The organism is Priestia sp. JSM ZJ58 (assembly GCF_044383985.1).
Taxonomy (GTDB): Bacteria; Bacillota; Bacilli; order Bacillales; family Bacillaceae_H; genus Priestia; species Priestia zanthoxyli.
In genome coordinates this window covers 1,957,148-1,971,500 of record NZ_JBISEM010000001.1, presented here as the reverse complement: position 1 = coordinate 1,971,500, position 14,353 = coordinate 1,957,148, and the positions used below count along the sequence as shown (strand labels likewise).

General features: G+C 39.7%; 15 protein-coding genes. 2 read left to right on the top strand and 13 right to left on the bottom strand.

From position 1 onward, the window contains the following. Positions 1-6: 6 nt before the first annotated feature. The 8 genes from ACH6EI_RS10520 to ACH6EI_RS10485 form a co-directional block, all read right to left on the bottom strand. The gene (locus ACH6EI_RS10520) at positions 7-222 is read right to left on the bottom strand and encodes a DUF3951 domain-containing protein (protein WP_014459685.1); all 216 of its coding nucleotides are present in this window, start codon (positions 220-222) and stop codon (positions 7-9) included. A gap of 76 nt (positions 223-298) precedes the next feature. Continuing rightward, complete coding sequence (locus ACH6EI_RS10515; RefSeq protein WP_028412977.1) at positions 299-754, bottom strand: GNAT family N-acetyltransferase; 456 nt, start codon at positions 752-754, stop codon at positions 299-301. Positions 755-770: 16 nt separating this feature from the next. Next, a complete protein-coding gene (locus ACH6EI_RS10510) occupies positions 771-1,445 on the bottom strand; it encodes an HAD family hydrolase (RefSeq protein WP_028412976.1) in 675 nt (224 codons plus the stop codon). 134 nt (positions 1,446-1,579) lie between these two features. Then, positions 1,580-2,473: an alpha/beta fold hydrolase gene (locus ACH6EI_RS10505; protein WP_098999508.1), complete on the bottom strand. Its 894-nt coding sequence runs from the start codon at positions 2,471-2,473 to the stop codon at positions 1,580-1,582. 325 nt (positions 2,474-2,798) lie between these two features. Next, positions 2,799-3,935: a glycerate kinase gene (locus ACH6EI_RS10500; RefSeq protein ID WP_098999507.1), complete on the bottom strand. Its 1,137-nt coding sequence runs from the start codon at positions 3,933-3,935 to the stop codon at positions 2,799-2,801. A gap of 20 nt (positions 3,936-3,955) precedes the next feature. Further along, positions 3,956-5,224 (bottom strand): GntP family permease, encoded by a 1,269-nt coding sequence (locus ACH6EI_RS10495; RefSeq protein ID WP_098999506.1) that lies wholly within the window; start codon positions 5,222-5,224, stop codon positions 3,956-3,958. Between the two features lie 126 nt (positions 5,225-5,350). Continuing rightward, positions 5,351-6,448, bottom strand: coding sequence for a sugar diacid recognition domain-containing protein (locus ACH6EI_RS10490; protein WP_098999505.1), 1,098 nt, complete (start codon positions 6,446-6,448; stop codon positions 5,351-5,353). Continuing rightward, positions 6,445-7,833: a sigma-54 interaction domain-containing protein gene (locus tag ACH6EI_RS10485; protein ID WP_098999504.1), complete on the bottom strand. Its 1,389-nt coding sequence runs from the start codon at positions 7,831-7,833 to the stop codon at positions 6,445-6,447. Before ACH6EI_RS10485 ends, ACH6EI_RS10490 begins: the two co-directional genes overlap by 4 nt. A gap of 321 nt (positions 7,834-8,154) precedes the next feature. Between ACH6EI_RS10485 and ahlS the strand changes: the two genes are divergently transcribed. Together ahlS and ACH6EI_RS10475 are read left to right on the top strand one after the other, a co-directional pair. Next, on the top strand, positions 8,155-9,003 hold the full coding sequence (gene ahlS, locus ACH6EI_RS10480) for an AhlS family quorum-quenching N-acyl homoserine lactonase (RefSeq protein WP_098999503.1): 849 nt from the start codon (positions 8,155-8,157) through the stop codon (positions 9,001-9,003). Positions 9,004-9,057: 54 nt separating this feature from the next. After that, positions 9,058-10,242, top strand: a complete 1,185-nt coding sequence (locus ACH6EI_RS10475; RefSeq protein ID WP_098999502.1) for an iron-containing alcohol dehydrogenase — start codon at positions 9,058-9,060, stop codon at positions 10,240-10,242. A gap of 32 nt (positions 10,243-10,274) precedes the next feature. Here ACH6EI_RS10475 and ACH6EI_RS10470 read toward each other — a convergent pair whose 3' ends face one another. The 5 genes from ACH6EI_RS10470 to ACH6EI_RS10450 all read right to left on the bottom strand — a co-directional run bounded on the left by ACH6EI_RS10470 (position 10,275) and on the right by ACH6EI_RS10450 (position 14,332). Further along, positions 10,275-10,622, bottom strand: coding sequence for a DUF805 domain-containing protein (locus ACH6EI_RS10470; protein ID WP_098999501.1), 348 nt, complete (start codon positions 10,620-10,622; stop codon positions 10,275-10,277). A gap of 160 nt (positions 10,623-10,782) precedes the next feature. Next, on the bottom strand, positions 10,783-11,784 hold the full coding sequence (locus ACH6EI_RS10465; RefSeq protein WP_028412969.1) for a DUF3231 family protein: 1,002 nt from the start codon (positions 11,782-11,784) through the stop codon (positions 10,783-10,785). Between the two features lie 252 nt (positions 11,785-12,036). Then, positions 12,037-12,315, bottom strand: a complete 279-nt coding sequence (locus tag ACH6EI_RS10460; protein ID WP_028412968.1) for a hypothetical protein — start codon at positions 12,313-12,315, stop codon at positions 12,037-12,039. 115 nt (positions 12,316-12,430) lie between these two features. After that, positions 12,431-13,342 (bottom strand): NAD(P)/FAD-dependent oxidoreductase, encoded by a 912-nt coding sequence (locus ACH6EI_RS10455; protein WP_028412967.1) that lies wholly within the window; start codon positions 13,340-13,342, stop codon positions 12,431-12,433. 180 nt (positions 13,343-13,522) lie between these two features. Continuing rightward, positions 13,523-14,332 (bottom strand): SRA domain-containing endonuclease, encoded by an 810-nt coding sequence (locus ACH6EI_RS10450; RefSeq protein ID WP_028412966.1) that lies wholly within the window; start codon positions 14,330-14,332, stop codon positions 13,523-13,525. Positions 14,333-14,353: the final 21 nt, after the last annotated feature.

The window sequence follows — 14,353 nt, the reverse complement described above, 5'->3', positions numbered from 1 at the left end:
ATCACCTTAGCTTTTTCTTCTTTTGGCATCTCCTTCTTTTTCTTCTATTTCTCGTTCATTTTGCGCTTCGTGAAACTCTTCTTCTGTTTGTGCAGCAAGATAATCAAACGGCGTATAGTAATTACGGGGAAGCTTTCGATGCCACACCGTTTTAATCATAATAATCATCAACGGAATACTCACCATTAAAATAGCGGCTAAAACTAGTAGCGAAAAAATCATAAATTATTTCCTCCTGCTTTATAAACCGTTCCTCCTGGAACAACAAAACGGATACCTTACACCCATTCACTTATATTCAATCTACATTTACCGCCATCAGTATACGAGATTCATCAGTTGCAAAACCGTTTTTTTCAAAGAAACGTTCTGGTTTGCCTTGGCCTCTTTCAGTAGACACATAGACTTCTTTCACTTCTTTTTGTATAAGTAGCTCTTTAAGGAAAGATAAAAGACTCGTTCCTATGCCAGTTTGCTGAGTGCTGCTTAACACACAAATTTCATTTACATAAAACGTCTTATAGTTCGCCCACTGTTCTTCATTTCCTACTATAAATCCTATGAGTTTATTATTTTCACTGTGAGAGTAACCTATCCCTATGTAACCTGGAGTTTTACTGATATCGTATAAACGAGCATAAGCAGTGTTTATACTCCAAGGCTCATTCCACGGTGACCCACTAAAAACATTTGTATAGATGATTGCTGCTTCTTCTAATTCTTTATCGGTTAGTAAACGAACTTGACTTTTCATCATTGCTCCCCTTTTCTCAACAGGTCTCTTGAAACTCATTCATAACGTTCAATAGTTCTTTTAAATCCTCTATTATATATGAATCTGTAAAACTTCCGTCAAAGAAAGCGCCTTTTTTCCATACAGCATGCATGCCCGCGCCTCTTGCGCCAAGCACATCATTTTCTGGATGATCCCCGATGTATACACTTTCTTCAGCCGACACATCAAGCGCTTTTAATGCTCGCAAAAAGATATCTTTATGCGGTTTTTTAATGCCTTCTTGTTCGGAAACAAGTATGGTATCAAAATAGTGATCAATTCCAAGCGCCTTAATATTCATCCACTGAAAGTCCGTAAAACCATTTGTGATCATGCCTAGTAACAACCCTTTTTTCTTTAGCTCTTTTAGTACATCCTCCATATGTAAAAACGGAACGCAGTGAGCTGGAAAATAGTGAAGGTAATCATCTAGCATCTCCTCCCACGTCAGATTCGAAAGATCATATTCGTTCAAAAGCTGCTCATATACTTTATCTTTCCATACGTAGCCTTTTTGATCTAACTCAATAAATCTAGATGTGTACTCTTGCTTCGGTATGAGTGCTAGTTCTTCACTATATCTCTCGTACTGATCTTGAATAAAAAGCTTTAGTGAACTGTCTCGGTCTAATAATGTCCCATCTAAATCAAAAATGACGGCTTTAATCATGATTTTCCTCCTTTATATATAAATCATTCCAGCGATTGGTTAATTATAACATTTATAGCTAGACAGCTAACTAGATTTAATTCTTTCCTATAAAAAAGGAGACCTCTTGTTTGGACTCCTTTTTCTTATATCCTTTATTTCTTTGTACTTGAATTAATAGATGTATCTATAAAATCATTCACATATTTGCTTATTTCTCTGTACTTCGTCCAGTGTAAATAGTGATGACCTTGTAAAACAACTAGTTTTTGCGACGATACGTGACTTAATTGATTTTGGTAAAACGTAATATTTGATTTTCCTTCTTTTGCTTCTTTATCTATTTTTCTAGTAAAAATCATTACGAGCATTTTTGAAGGAAACGACATATCGAGAGTTTTATTTATATTGTTGTTCAGCTCTTTTGCTTCATCAATGACGTTTTTGTTGTAGCCTTTCCAGCTGGAGATTGCTTTTGTCATTTTTAAATTTTTTGCTGTATACGTTCCTTCTTCGGCTAGCGGTAGATACTGATTAGGACTAGTAAGCAGGGCTAAGCGCGCAAGTCCACTTGGCGCTAAAACACTCATCAAACTTGGTATATTCGGCGTTTCTTCTTTAAAATAATCCGGCGCTTTTGGCAACGTAGGGTCTATTCCAATAATTGCTTTTACTTCATCTGGATATTTATTAGCGTAATACATGCTGTACACGCCAGAAACTGAATGCGGCATTAATATATACGGACCCTTTATATTCGATTTTTGCAAAGCTTCTCTCATTTCGCTTACACTATTTTCTACCGTACGTTTTTTATTCGTAGTGTCACTCCATCCGTATCCAAATGGTTCTACTACCACAACTTTATTATCCTTCGACAGTTCATTTACTAAAGGTTCAAAATCCAGTGCAGGCGCAGTCGTTCCTAGGCCGGTTAGTAGTACAATCGTATTTTCCCCTTTACCTTTTGTATATACATGAATATCTCTGCCATTAACCTCTACTAATTGACCAATAGGCGGGTACTTTTTCTTTTCCACTGCCGTCATTACTTGATTCGTTACACTCCATATGATGCATACCCCCAATATAGCTACTATCACGTTTCGTAGAATCCTCAAGAACCTAAACTTTTTTTGCACGTTTACTTCTCCTTTCCGTAAGTAGCAGTTAGTAAGCTGACGAGAATGCTAGCGAATCTTTGTAACTGCTTACTTACTATGACGCTTTAGAAAATGTTTAGTTCTATTTCCTATATAAAATTTAAAAGAATGATAGCAGCTTACTTCAGCACTAAACGAAAAAAAGGCCTCTTCTTATGGAAGAGACCTTTTACTATTTATTAAAAAGAGAACAATAAAAACTGTAACTTCTTCACTTGATGCCTAAGCGTATAACTGACGCTACGTTTTTAGCCGTTCTTTCAATGTTTTCACTCGCTTTTTCCAGCGCTTCTGACAGATCGACCGCTCCGGGCACGACGCTGAATAACGCAGAAATACCATGTTCATATACAGCTTCGCTTCCCGTTCCAATGCTCCCTGCTATCGCTATCACCGGAACGCTATGCTTTTTTGCTGTTTTGGCTACGCCAATGGGTGTTTTTCCGTAAATGGTTTGTCCATCTATTTTTCCTTCACCGGTAATGACAAGATCGGCATTTTTAATATAGCTTTCTAGCTGAGTTGCTTTAATGACGATGTCTACACCTGGCTTTAACTCCGCAGATAAAAATGCCAGCAGGCCGCCTCCTAGTCCTCCTGCCGCTCCGGCACCAGGAATACTTTGAATATGAATACCCATTTCTTTTCCAACAATCGCTGCGTAATGAGCTAAATTACGGTCAAGCTGTTTAACCATATCAGGAGTCGCACCTTTTTGAGGACCAAACACAGCGGATGCTCCGGTTTCACCCGTTAACGGATTGTCTACGTCGCACGCCACTTCTACTTTGACTTCAGCAAGCCGAGAATCCAAGTTTGTCAGATCGATAGAGGCTAACTGAGCTAAACTGCCTCCTCCTTCTTTTATTTCTGCTCCGTTAGCATCAAGAAGCTTTGCCCCTAAAGCTTTTGCCATACCGGTTCCTCCATCATTTGTAGCACTTCCTCCAATGCCAATGATGATATGCTTTACTTTGTGATCTAACGCTTTAAGAATGAGCTCGCCGGTTCCTCGCGTTGTTGTGATAAGCGGGTTTCGTTTATCGACAGGGACATGATGAAGACCTGAAGCGGCTGCCATTTCAATAACAGCCGTGTTGCCGTCTCCAAGAATTCCGTAAAAAGCTTCAACCTCTTTACCTAAAGGTCCGGTTACTCGCGCTTGTATAATATCTCCACCCGTTGCGTCTACAAGCGACTGAACAGTTCCTTCTCCTCCATCTGCCATAGGTACTTTACTAATCTCCGCGTCTGGAAAATGAGATTTTATTCCTTTTTCAACCGCTTCACAAACATGCAGAGCCGTTAAGCTTTCTTTAAATGAATCCGGTGCAATCACAATTTTCATAGAAACACTCCTTTTTGTTTTTACCCGTATAGCTTTAATACACCAAATATAAGCGTGGATACAATTGCCATAATGAGTCCAATCAGCGATTCATAAGGGATTAATTTTAAACGTTCTTTTATTTTCATATTTACACTTCCGCCCGTTGCGTGGAAAAAGCTTCCGTGCGGAAGGTGATCAAGTACGGTCGCTCCGGCATGAACCATAGCAGCTCCGGCTAAAGCAGAAACGCCTAGCTCTAAAATCGTCGATCCAAAAACTTGGCTTGCGACTGCTGTTCCTGCCGTTGTCGAAGCCGTTGCGGCTGACATAAAAATACCTGAAACCGGTGCTAAAACATAAGCAGGCAACCCAATGGCAGACAAGCCTTGAATGATCACGTCTTTTAGCTGAGAGTTAGCAATGATTCCTGCTAATGTCCCCGTTCCAAGCAGCATAATGGCTACACCTGACATTTTCCCTAACCCTGAAATAGCGTATGTATTAAGCTGTTTTCCTTTTTTCATCACAATGGCACCAACAATCCCTCCTGCAGGAAGAGCAACCATCGGATCAACATTAAGATCAAAAAGCGGACGCAGCGCCAGCAGCACGATGGTAACAATAGGTGCTATGATAGCCGTTAAAAACAGCGGTAAGCTGCTTGCATCCACTGTATCTATTTCTTCAGCTTGAACCATTGTTCCTTTTTTCACTAATCGTTTGGCTACTACATAAGTAGCTGCTACGCCGAATATAGCGGGAATGATTCCTGCAGCCATCACGGATGTAAGCGGAATATTAAATGCATCTGAAGCAGCAATGGCGTTAGGATTAGGAGACATTAAATTTCCTGCCTTTCCTCCTCCAATCATCGCTAATAAAATAGCTGGCTTTGACATACCCGTACGTTTCGCAATCGCTAAAGCAATAGGGGCTACTGTGATCACAGCCACATCAACAAACACGCCTACTGTGGTTAGAATAAGTGTGGCTAGCGCTAGAGCTAAAAGTGCTTTTGTTTCCCCGAGTTTTTTCACAATGGTTTCTGCTATAACCGCTGCAGCACCTGATTCTATTAATACGCCGGCTAATACCCCAGCTGCAAGAATCCGCAGCACTGCAGGAATGATGCCTTGCGCTCCTTCAATCATTAAAGTAACGGTATCAGCAATATTAACTCCGCCAATCAGTCCTCCTATTAAAGCTCCGGCTATCATTCCATATGCAGGAGCCACTTTCTTTAGAATTAATATAATGGCAATTACTAATGCACAAATCGCGCCTAATGCGCTTACTTGAACGTCCATAAAGCATCCCCTTTCTTATTTCTTCTATCCCCAGTGCTAATTGTAAGCGCTACCTTTAATTCTTTCATTAGTCACTTCAACAAAAAGAGACCTTGCTATCGCAAGATCTTTTATGCACGTGCACAATTATGAAATTTTAGATAGCAGTAGCGCTACATACAGTTCGAGAAGGTCTTTTACTTTCCTTGGATCTTTTCCCGTAATATCTTGAATTTTATCTAGACGGTAGCTTAGCGTATTCCGATGAATAAAAAGCTTTTTAGCTGCCGTGCTTCCTTCGCCATTTTCTTCTATGTAGATCGTTAACGTTTCGATAAGCTCTTTTTTCTTATCATATTCCTTAAGCTTTTCATAGTATTGCAACAGATCATGATTTTCTTGAAAACCGGCGCGTTGACGTAACAGTACGGGAATTTGATAATCCGAATAGCAGTAGAAATCAGCTTCTGGATGAAGCTTTGAACCAACCGAAAGCGTATCTTTCGCCTGCTGATACGATGTATGAAGGCCTTTAAAATCAGCTTGAACAGATCCTGCAGATAATTTATAAAGGCAATCAGACGCACGAAGCTGCTTTTCCAGCTGTTCAGCATAGCTGCTAGCGCTGCCGGCTTCTATAGATTTTAATAGAACCACTCCGTCTGGAAGCATAGCGTATAGATCATTATTAGCTATGTATTTCTTTACAACCTTCATAACTTCATGGCGATTTTCAGCTTTAATAATTAGTGCCATTCTTGGAAGGTATAAGTTAATATTAAACCGATTCGCTCGTTCAAAAAATAAGGAATCCAGCGGCTCTTCTTGTTGAAGAAGCTGATGAACCAGCTCTTCTTTTAATCGTTCATCCCACTGAATTTCCTCTATTAAAATCATTTCTTGAAAAATCATTTCAGCAGCCATACGCACGAGCTTTCCGTAATTACGAATCTGCTCTGGCAGTCCTGTTAATCCCACGACTCCAACAATTTCTCCGTTAAAGAAAATAGGCAAATTCACGCCCGGTTTGGCTCCGCGCAGCGTGTCAGCCTCCTGCTGAGTAATTTCGTAAGAACTGCCGCTTTTTAATACCATTAGCGCTCCTTCGTGAATTTGGTCCATTCGCTTTTTGTCACCAGAACCAATAATGACTCCTTTTTCGTTCATCACGTTAATGTTGCAATCAATAATCTCCATTGTTCTATACACAATTTTCTGAGCTAATTCTTTTGTTACGTATCTCAAGCCTGCTCCTCTCTTTCTTTACATTCCCATCTTTTTAGTTTCTTTATTAAAGTAGAATGATCGATACCTAATTCTTTCGCTGCCTGCCGGAGTGATGGACAATGTTGAATAGTCTCTTTAACGAGTCGCTGTTCAAACTGCTCCACTTTCTTTTTTAGAGGTAAATAATCACATTTTTCATCTTCATGATAAGTATGAAAAGGTAAATGATGGGCTTCGATTGTTTCTCCAGGAATAGACACAATCATATTCTCCACCATATTTCGAAGCTCTCTTACATTTCCTGGCCATTGGTAAGCTTCTAATACTTGCTTCGCTTTATTTGATATGCGCTTTTGGACGTAATACAAGCTGCAAAAGTAGGAAACATAATGATCAACCAGTAAACTGATATCCTCTTTACGTTGAGATAGAGGCGGAAGGCTGATTTCGACTACCTTTAAACGGTAGTATAAATCTTCACGAAACCTCCCCTTTTTAATAAGCTCTCCTAGATGTTGATTTGTTGCCGAAATGATTCGTATATCGATACTTTTTGTTTTAGTTCCTCCAATTTTCTGTACCTGCTTTTCCTGTAACACTCGAAGCAGTTTCACTTGCAAGGAAATCGGCATTTCACCAATTTCATCAAGCATCAAGGTTCCGCCATCAGCGAGTTCTAACAGTCCTATTTTCCCTTCTGTTCGAGCGCCAGTAAAAGCTCCCTTTTCATAGCCGAACAACTCCGATTCTAGCAACGGCTCAGGAATGGCTCCGCAGTTCACTTTAATAAATGGCTGATTGTTTCTATCGCTTGAATCGTGAATAAGGTTAGCGACTACTTCTTTTCCGGATCCTGAGGGACCTGATAGAAGAATACTTGTAGGAAACGGAGCTACTCGTTTGGCTTGCTGATAAACCAAGTTCATCCTATTGCTTTGAAACACTAGGGGCTGTTCCGAGCCATTCACTTTCACAGCGTATTTATTTGCATTCATATGCGAAAACTCTTTTACCTTTAACAGCTCTTTTTTAACTGCGTTTAACTGTGTAATATCCTGTACAGTGGTCACAACGAGCTCTATTTCACCTTGTTTGTTAAACACTGGATTTCCTGTTACCATAACGTCTCTTTCGCTTGAAATGGTTTGCATAATAGAGCGCTGCTGTTTTTCTACTAACACAAGTAGGGAAACAGATTGATCAATATATCCTTCATCGATAACGGTTTGCATATGCTTTCCTAATACGTCTCGTTTATTTGTTCCCGTGATTTTTTCATAAGCTTCATTTACATATATCGTTATTCCCTTTTTATTTACTACATATATTCCGTCCGTAGAGAATTCAATGATGGCCTGTAACGTTTCGTTCGTCAAATCTTTTTTCCCTTTAAAAGAAGTCATTGTTTCGCATTCCTTTCTTATGGTGAATTCCCGCCAACATATGTTGAAACTTTTCACCACTAACCATTCAATGCACAATAGCCTTTTTCCTTCTAAAAGCGGTGAATTTTTTCAGCACTTGGTTATAAGAACCGAGGAAAACGGCGCTAATATTTACTTTTCAAATACTGGCATAAAAATTGCAGTTTAGTATGTTGAAAGAATAGGAAAGAGTCTATCCATTTTAAAAAGGATTATTCTCTCCAGCATATAGGGTAAATGTAGTATAAAGCTATTTTGAAAGCGCAAACAAAAATCCAACTACGTTTAGGAGGCTATTATATGTGTAATATTATCAAACCTAACCCAAAGCTTTATGTGATGGACAACGGCTCGATGCAAATGGATAAAAACTGGATGCTTGCAATGCATAACCCAGCAACTGTTAAGAACCCTCAGGCACCTACGGAATTTGTAGAGTTTCCAATTTATACTGTATTAATTGATCATCCTGAAGGGAAAATTCTGTTTGATACAGCCTGCAACCCTGAATCAATGGGACCACAAGGGCGTTGGACTGAAACAACTCAACAAATGTTTCCTTACTCCGCTACAGAAGAATGTTATTTACCAAATCGATTAGAACAATTAGGGGTTGACCCTAAAGAAATTAAATTTGTTGTTGCCTCCCACCTTCATCTTGATCATGCCGGCTGCTTAGAATTGTTCACTAACGCCACTGTTATCGTTCATGAAGATGAGTTAAACGGCACTCTTCAGTCTTATGCACGCAATCAAAAAGAAGGTGCTTACATTTGGGCTGACATTGACGCCTGGATAAAAAATGACCTTCGTTGGAAAACGATTAAACGAAACGAAGATACCATCAAACTGGCAGAAGGAATTAATGTCTTGAATTTTGGAAGCGGACATGCTTGGGGTATGCTTGGTCTTCATGTTCATTTGCCTGAAACAGGTGGCATTATCTTAGCATCCGATACAATCTATACAGCTGAGAGCTATGGTCCTCCTGTTAAACCACCCGGTATTATCTATGACTCTCTTGGATATGCAAACACGGTTGAACGTATACGCCGTCTAGCCTACGAAACTAATTCGCAAGTTTGGTTTGGTCACGATGCAAATCAATTTCAGCAGTTCCGCAAATCTACTGAAGGTTATTACGAATGAAATCAAGCAGCTGCTTAATATAAAAAAATTTTCTATAAATCGGAGGGCAAACAAATGACCATTTCAAAACTAGTTTTCACCCCTCTCAGCTACACAGGATGGGGATCACTTCAGCAACTGCTTCCGGAAGTAAAAAAATATGACCCTGCTCATATTTTAATCGTCACAGATCCAGTGTTAAAAGACATTGGACTTGTAGATAAAGTGAGTGCTCCTCTTATCCAAAATGGATACGAAGTAGATGTATATGCAGATACGGCACCAGAGCCGCCCTTAGCGCTTGGTGAAAAACTCGTATCTTACGCAAAAAGCCGAAAATTTGATTTAGTCATTGGAGTTGGCGGCGGCAGCGCGTTAGATTTAGCAAAACTTACGGCCGTTTTAGCCGTTCATGACGGAGCTGTAGAAGAATATTTGAACTTAACTGGCACGAAACAAATTACGGAAAAAGGGCTTCCAAAAATTTTAATTCCCACGACCTCCGGCACGGGCTCAGAAGTAACGAATATTTCTGTATTATCTCTTGAAAGCAGCAAAGACGTTGTGACCCACGATCATTTGCTTGCGGACGCCGCCATTGTAGATCCCGAGCTTACGCTGAGCGTTCCTTCTAAAGTAACAGCGGCTACAGGGATTGATGCATTAACTCATGCCGTTGAGGCTTATGTATCGGTAAATGCAAATCCAGCAACGGACGCCTTAGCCCTACAGGCTATACGCATGATCAGCTCTTCTTTAAGAGCAGCTGTAGAAGATGGCGAAGATAAAGAAGCGCGAACTCAGATGAGCTACGGAAGCTATTTAGCAGGTCTTGCTTTTTTTAACGCCGGTGTTGCTGGGGTTCATGCACTTGCATATCCGTTAGGCGGACAGTTTCATATTTCTCACGGTGAATCAAACGCCGTACTGCTTCCATACGTTATGGGCTATATCCGCAGCAGCTGCGTGACAAAGATGCGGGATATTTTTGAAGCACTAGGCGGAAACGCTACTTCTTTATCAGAAGAGAAAGCTTCTTATCAGTGTGTAAAACAACTGCAGTCACTTGTTAAAGACGTCGGCATTCCTCAAACCCTTCGCGGATTTGATATTCCAGAAAGTGCCCTTCAAAGGCTGACAGAAGATGGCGTCCAGCAAAAACGAATTCTTGCTCGCAGTCCTTTACCTCTTCATGAAAAAGACATACGAGCCATTTACCAATCGGCTTATGATGGAGCTATAGTGGAACCTGTGCACTAAAAAACTCCCCCTTACCTAAGGGGGAGTTCTATTTATGCTGCTTTGGCCGTTGTACCAAAACGATTTTCTTTTGGATCGCTAGGCTGGCAGAATAACACAATTAGCCAAATACCGCCGATAAGTGGAACCAATGTAATAAGCTGCCACCATCCGCTTTTTCCCGTATCGTGGAGTCTTCTTGCTCCTACCGCTAACGATGGGACTGCAACCAATAACGAATAGATAACCGGCAGAAAAAGAGGCTTATCAATAACGAACTGAAGGAACGAAAGAATACACGAAATAACAAAGTTAACTAACACAAACATCCAGTATTCAGTTCGGCTTGCTCGACCAGAAAATACCCCGTAATTTTTTAACACCTTTATGTACCATTTCATCTGCAACATCCTCCTTTTTTATCATATAATTGTAAATTTATAGTTTATATATCCTTTTTATTCAAAAAACAAACCGTTAAACGAACAAATAACGACATTTTTATCCAAAAGAAAAAACTTCTTTTAAAAAAAGAAGTTTTCTTGATGTATTATGATCTTTCTATTTAATCAAATCATTTCGGTCTTCCATACTTGGCGGTTCCTCAAGCCATCCGTTTTTGGCCATGATTTTTCCCCCGTCTTGCCCGTATGTTAAAATGTCTTTGGCCGTACTGACAAGAGTAAGGGGAAGATCTCCACGCAAACTAAACGCAGTGCCTAAAGCGTTGCTCCCCAGCCCGAAACTGCAGAATAAACTCACGCAGTACATCATTAGTTTATCTGAAAAAGGTGCTACTTTTGACTCGGTCGCTTTCGCACCCCACGTCGCAGGCGTCTGAATATCACTTTCCAGAAGAATTTTACTATAATCACTTACAACTTTTTTAGCCAGCTCTTTTCCTTTTACAAAATACTTCTTCACTTCAGGTTCATTTGCTACTTGAGCAAACCCTGTGATCATTTGCATGCCCAAAATGTTGCTTTCAATTGCATAATAAATATGTGCTACCTCTACAGTATTTAATGCCCGTTTACTCGAAAACAAATGGATTCCATTCATATAATCTGTGCCTTCAGCAAACTTCGCTGTTTTAGGTACTGAAACAGCTGGAGGTCTTGGAAGCACGTTTTTTTCCTGAAGATAATCTACACATTTGTCATAGCCACTTTGCGTGAAAGCGGTAAGCTCTTTATATAGTGAAATCATGTCTTTTCTGTAGGACATGGTTAAATGAAGCGTATGTAGCCCCATGCTAATTTCTTTTAAAAGGCGAAGAAACATAATATCAAACATCTTATCATAAAGCTTAGGAACACCGACATTTACGTCTTTTTCTGTGTATCCTACCGGTATGGCTGCCCCTTCATTTTTTAGAATCGTTTTGATATCTTCAATATAGTTCACCACTTGCATATGCGTATCTTGCATAATTTCTTTTGCCCCGTCATCTTCTGCGTGCGCAATAAAATATTCTAAAATTCTTCGGATCATTGTCTTTTGCTGATAGGTCATCCAAAGAGTAGCAATTTCACTTGAACTTAAGGGTATTTCTTGACTCATACACTAAACCTCCTGCTAGGGATACATAGAGCTCTATTTATTCAAAAGTCGGCATCTGTACAAGTGAAGATTGTATTCTACTTTAACGTTCATTCACGTAATCAGATACAAAACTCTGTCTCTTCCTCAATTAATTCTGCTTCATTTACTATGCGCAAACTGGAAGAATTCTATGTATTTCCCCTTGCTTTTAAATGGAGGAAACAAAAAAAGCCCCTTTCCATTCAAGGCGCTTTTTCAAAGAAAACGGTTTTATTCCGTCGTATCAGAAATTCTTTTGTAACTTCCGCACTTTTTTAGATATTGAATAATATCTTGATCTTTTACACGCTGGATAGCTGTTCCGAACAGTTCTGCTGCTACCTGCATGCGTTCATGTTTATGTTCAATGGTCATAATATATCGAAGCGCATCCACAACCGGTGCATTGTGACGTGTACGACGAGTTATGTACTCGTGAATGGCTTCATTTAACCCTTCCGATTCCGCTTGTTGAAACTCAGGTTTTCTTACTGCTTGACTATATACCACTTTTTTGCCACTCCTTCTTCTCATTTTTAATCATTTTTTATCTCTCTTTTATTTCCAGTTCCCTAACAAAAAGGAAACAAAACATGCAATCTTAACTTTTTTTATAAAAAAACAATTATTTTTCATAAAGCTCTAACAAGCGTTTGTGTATCCAAATAGCGGCTTGTAAACCTTCTCCCATCGCTACTGTCACTTGTTCAGAATGAGCCACAATGTCTCCTGCTGCCCACACACTTGAAACATTTGTTTCTTTTGTACGCGGATTTACGATAATGTGCTGATTTTCTAGAAGTTCTACTCCCAGCTCATGCGCTAATTCTGTTCGAACTTTATTTCCTCCGAACGCTAAAAAACCTCTTTCTCCATAAATAAATTCATTGTTTTCGAGGATGACTCCTTTTAACATTTCTGCTTCAGTTATGACTTTTTTTATTGCCCCTTCTTTATAGGTAATTCCCTTTTGCATCAAAGTATCTGCTAAAGATCCAATCTCTTTTTTGTCATGATTAATGTACGTAATGTCATTTGTCCAATATGTTAACGTAAGAGATAAACTGGCTCCTGTTTTTCCCGACCCTAGTACTAATACCCTTCTATTATTTACTTCGTACCCATCGCAGTCGGGACATACATATACCGTTTTTCCCATACAGTGATGTAGCTCTTGCTGAAGTTCAGAAGGAATCCGGTCTACGACTCCGGTCGCAAACAATAAAGTAGCTGCTTCGTAATTAGCAGATTTTGTGATGACGTTAAACCCTTCTATTTCTTTTTGACACTGTATGACACGATCTTCTGTAAATTGAATGCCGTAGCTTGTTGCTTGCTGCCTTCCCATTTCTCTTAGAGTTTGCCCGCTTATTCCCTCAGGCCATCCCAATATATTTTGATAATTTTTGCAGAGATTGGAACGTCCATCGTTTGAATCAATAACCAATACACTGCGCTTATATCTTCCAAGCTGAATAGCGGCTTGAAGTCCTGCAATTCCTCCACCTATAATGACGCAGTCATACTTGTCTGCCACAGCACATCACCCCAGCTTTTACTATTTTCTAAACGAAAGCTTCAGTTTTTCATTATCTGTTTTTCTATTATTTTTATACGCTTTATTGTCTTTATTTTTTGAAGTCATTCTACATACAAAAAACCGCCTCGGCAGCTGGCCTGCCTAGAGACGGTTTTTTATAAAATGAAAAAGACGCTATTACTCATTTTTCTTTCCTGCTTCTTTTTCATTAATTTTAGTAATCAAATCTTCTTTATATACTTCACTATCTTTCCCGTAGCGTAGACGACTATGACAGTTGGGACATAGTGCCGCAGCGTCCTTTGGTTTAGCGAGTCCGCTCTCTGAAAGCTTTGAAAGATAGTACATTTGCAAAAAGGAGCTTCCATCTTTTGCGATAAACGGCGCGCTTTCTCCGCAGGCTTCACAAATACCCGCTGCGCGTTTGTGAACATATTGTCCAAGAGCTGCCGTTTGTTCATAAATACTTGTCTTTTTTTCTTTCCCTAACGCCATATGACGAAGCTGTTCAGTTGAATAAGCTGAAACATCCAGCTGTGCTGCTTTTTCCTCAATCACGGAATTTCGTTCAAGTTCAAAAATAATGGCTTCACGCAGCTCTCCGTCTGAATCCCACATAATTTCTAATTGATGATTGATATACGTCACTTCATCAACAAACTCGACCACTCCTGGCTCCACGTAGTGAAACAAATAAACGGCTTTTCCTGATAAAAAATGTTCACGAAGCGCTTTATTGCCTTTAATGAGCTGCATCGATCCTCTTTGGCCTTCCCCCGTATAGAAAAAAGCGGTTTTATCTTTGTTCCATCCGTGCCCTGTACCGTATTCACTTCCGCTTTCTTTTGTAAAAATAAAAATATATGGATGCGCTTTTGGCGTTGATATTTCGCTTTGTTCCTGTCCTTTATAAAGCTTATGAATTTGTTTTCTGCGATAACGATGTCCTTTTTGAAAGAAATCTCCGCGCTGTAAATCCGTAATCAATGAATGGCCTCCTACTGCGGT

What these genes read in the sequence shown, in the direction of transcription:
- ACH6EI_RS10495 (WP_098999506.1), bottom strand. Translation starts at nt 5,224, where the DNA reads ATGGACGTTCAAGTAAGCGCATTAGGCGCGATTTGTGCATTAGTAATT.
- ACH6EI_RS10515 (WP_028412977.1), bottom strand. Translation starts at nt 754, where the DNA reads ATGAAAAGTCAAGTTCGTTTACTAACCGATAAAGAATTAGAAGAAGCA.
- ACH6EI_RS10485 (WP_098999504.1), bottom strand. Translation starts at nt 7,833, where the DNA reads ATGACTTCTTTTAAAGGGAAAAAAGATTTGACGAACGAAACGTTACAG.
- ACH6EI_RS10470 (WP_098999501.1), bottom strand. Translation starts at nt 10,622, where the DNA reads ATGAAATGGTACATAAAGGTGTTAAAAAATTACGGGGTATTTTCTGGT.
- ACH6EI_RS10510 (WP_028412976.1), bottom strand. Translation starts at nt 1,445, where the DNA reads ATGATTAAAGCCGTCATTTTTGATTTAGATGGGACATTATTAGACCGA.
- ACH6EI_RS10505 (WP_098999508.1), bottom strand. Translation starts at nt 2,473, where the DNA reads ATGACGGCAGTGGAAAAGAAAAAGTACCCGCCTATTGGTCAATTAGTA.
- ACH6EI_RS10500 (WP_098999507.1), bottom strand. Translation starts at nt 3,935, where the DNA reads ATGAAAATTGTGATTGCACCGGATTCATTTAAAGAAAGCTTAACGGCT.
- ACH6EI_RS10475 (WP_098999502.1), top strand. Translation starts at nt 9,058, where the DNA reads ATGACCATTTCAAAACTAGTTTTCACCCCTCTCAGCTACACAGGATGG.
- ahlS (WP_098999503.1), top strand. Translation starts at nt 8,155, where the DNA reads ATGTGTAATATTATCAAACCTAACCCAAAGCTTTATGTGATGGACAAC.
- ACH6EI_RS10520 (WP_014459685.1), bottom strand. Translation starts at nt 222, where the DNA reads ATGATTTTTTCGCTACTAGTTTTAGCCGCTATTTTAATGGTGAGTATT.
- ACH6EI_RS10465 (WP_028412969.1), bottom strand. Translation starts at nt 11,784, where the DNA reads ATGAGTCAAGAAATACCCTTAAGTTCAAGTGAAATTGCTACTCTTTGG.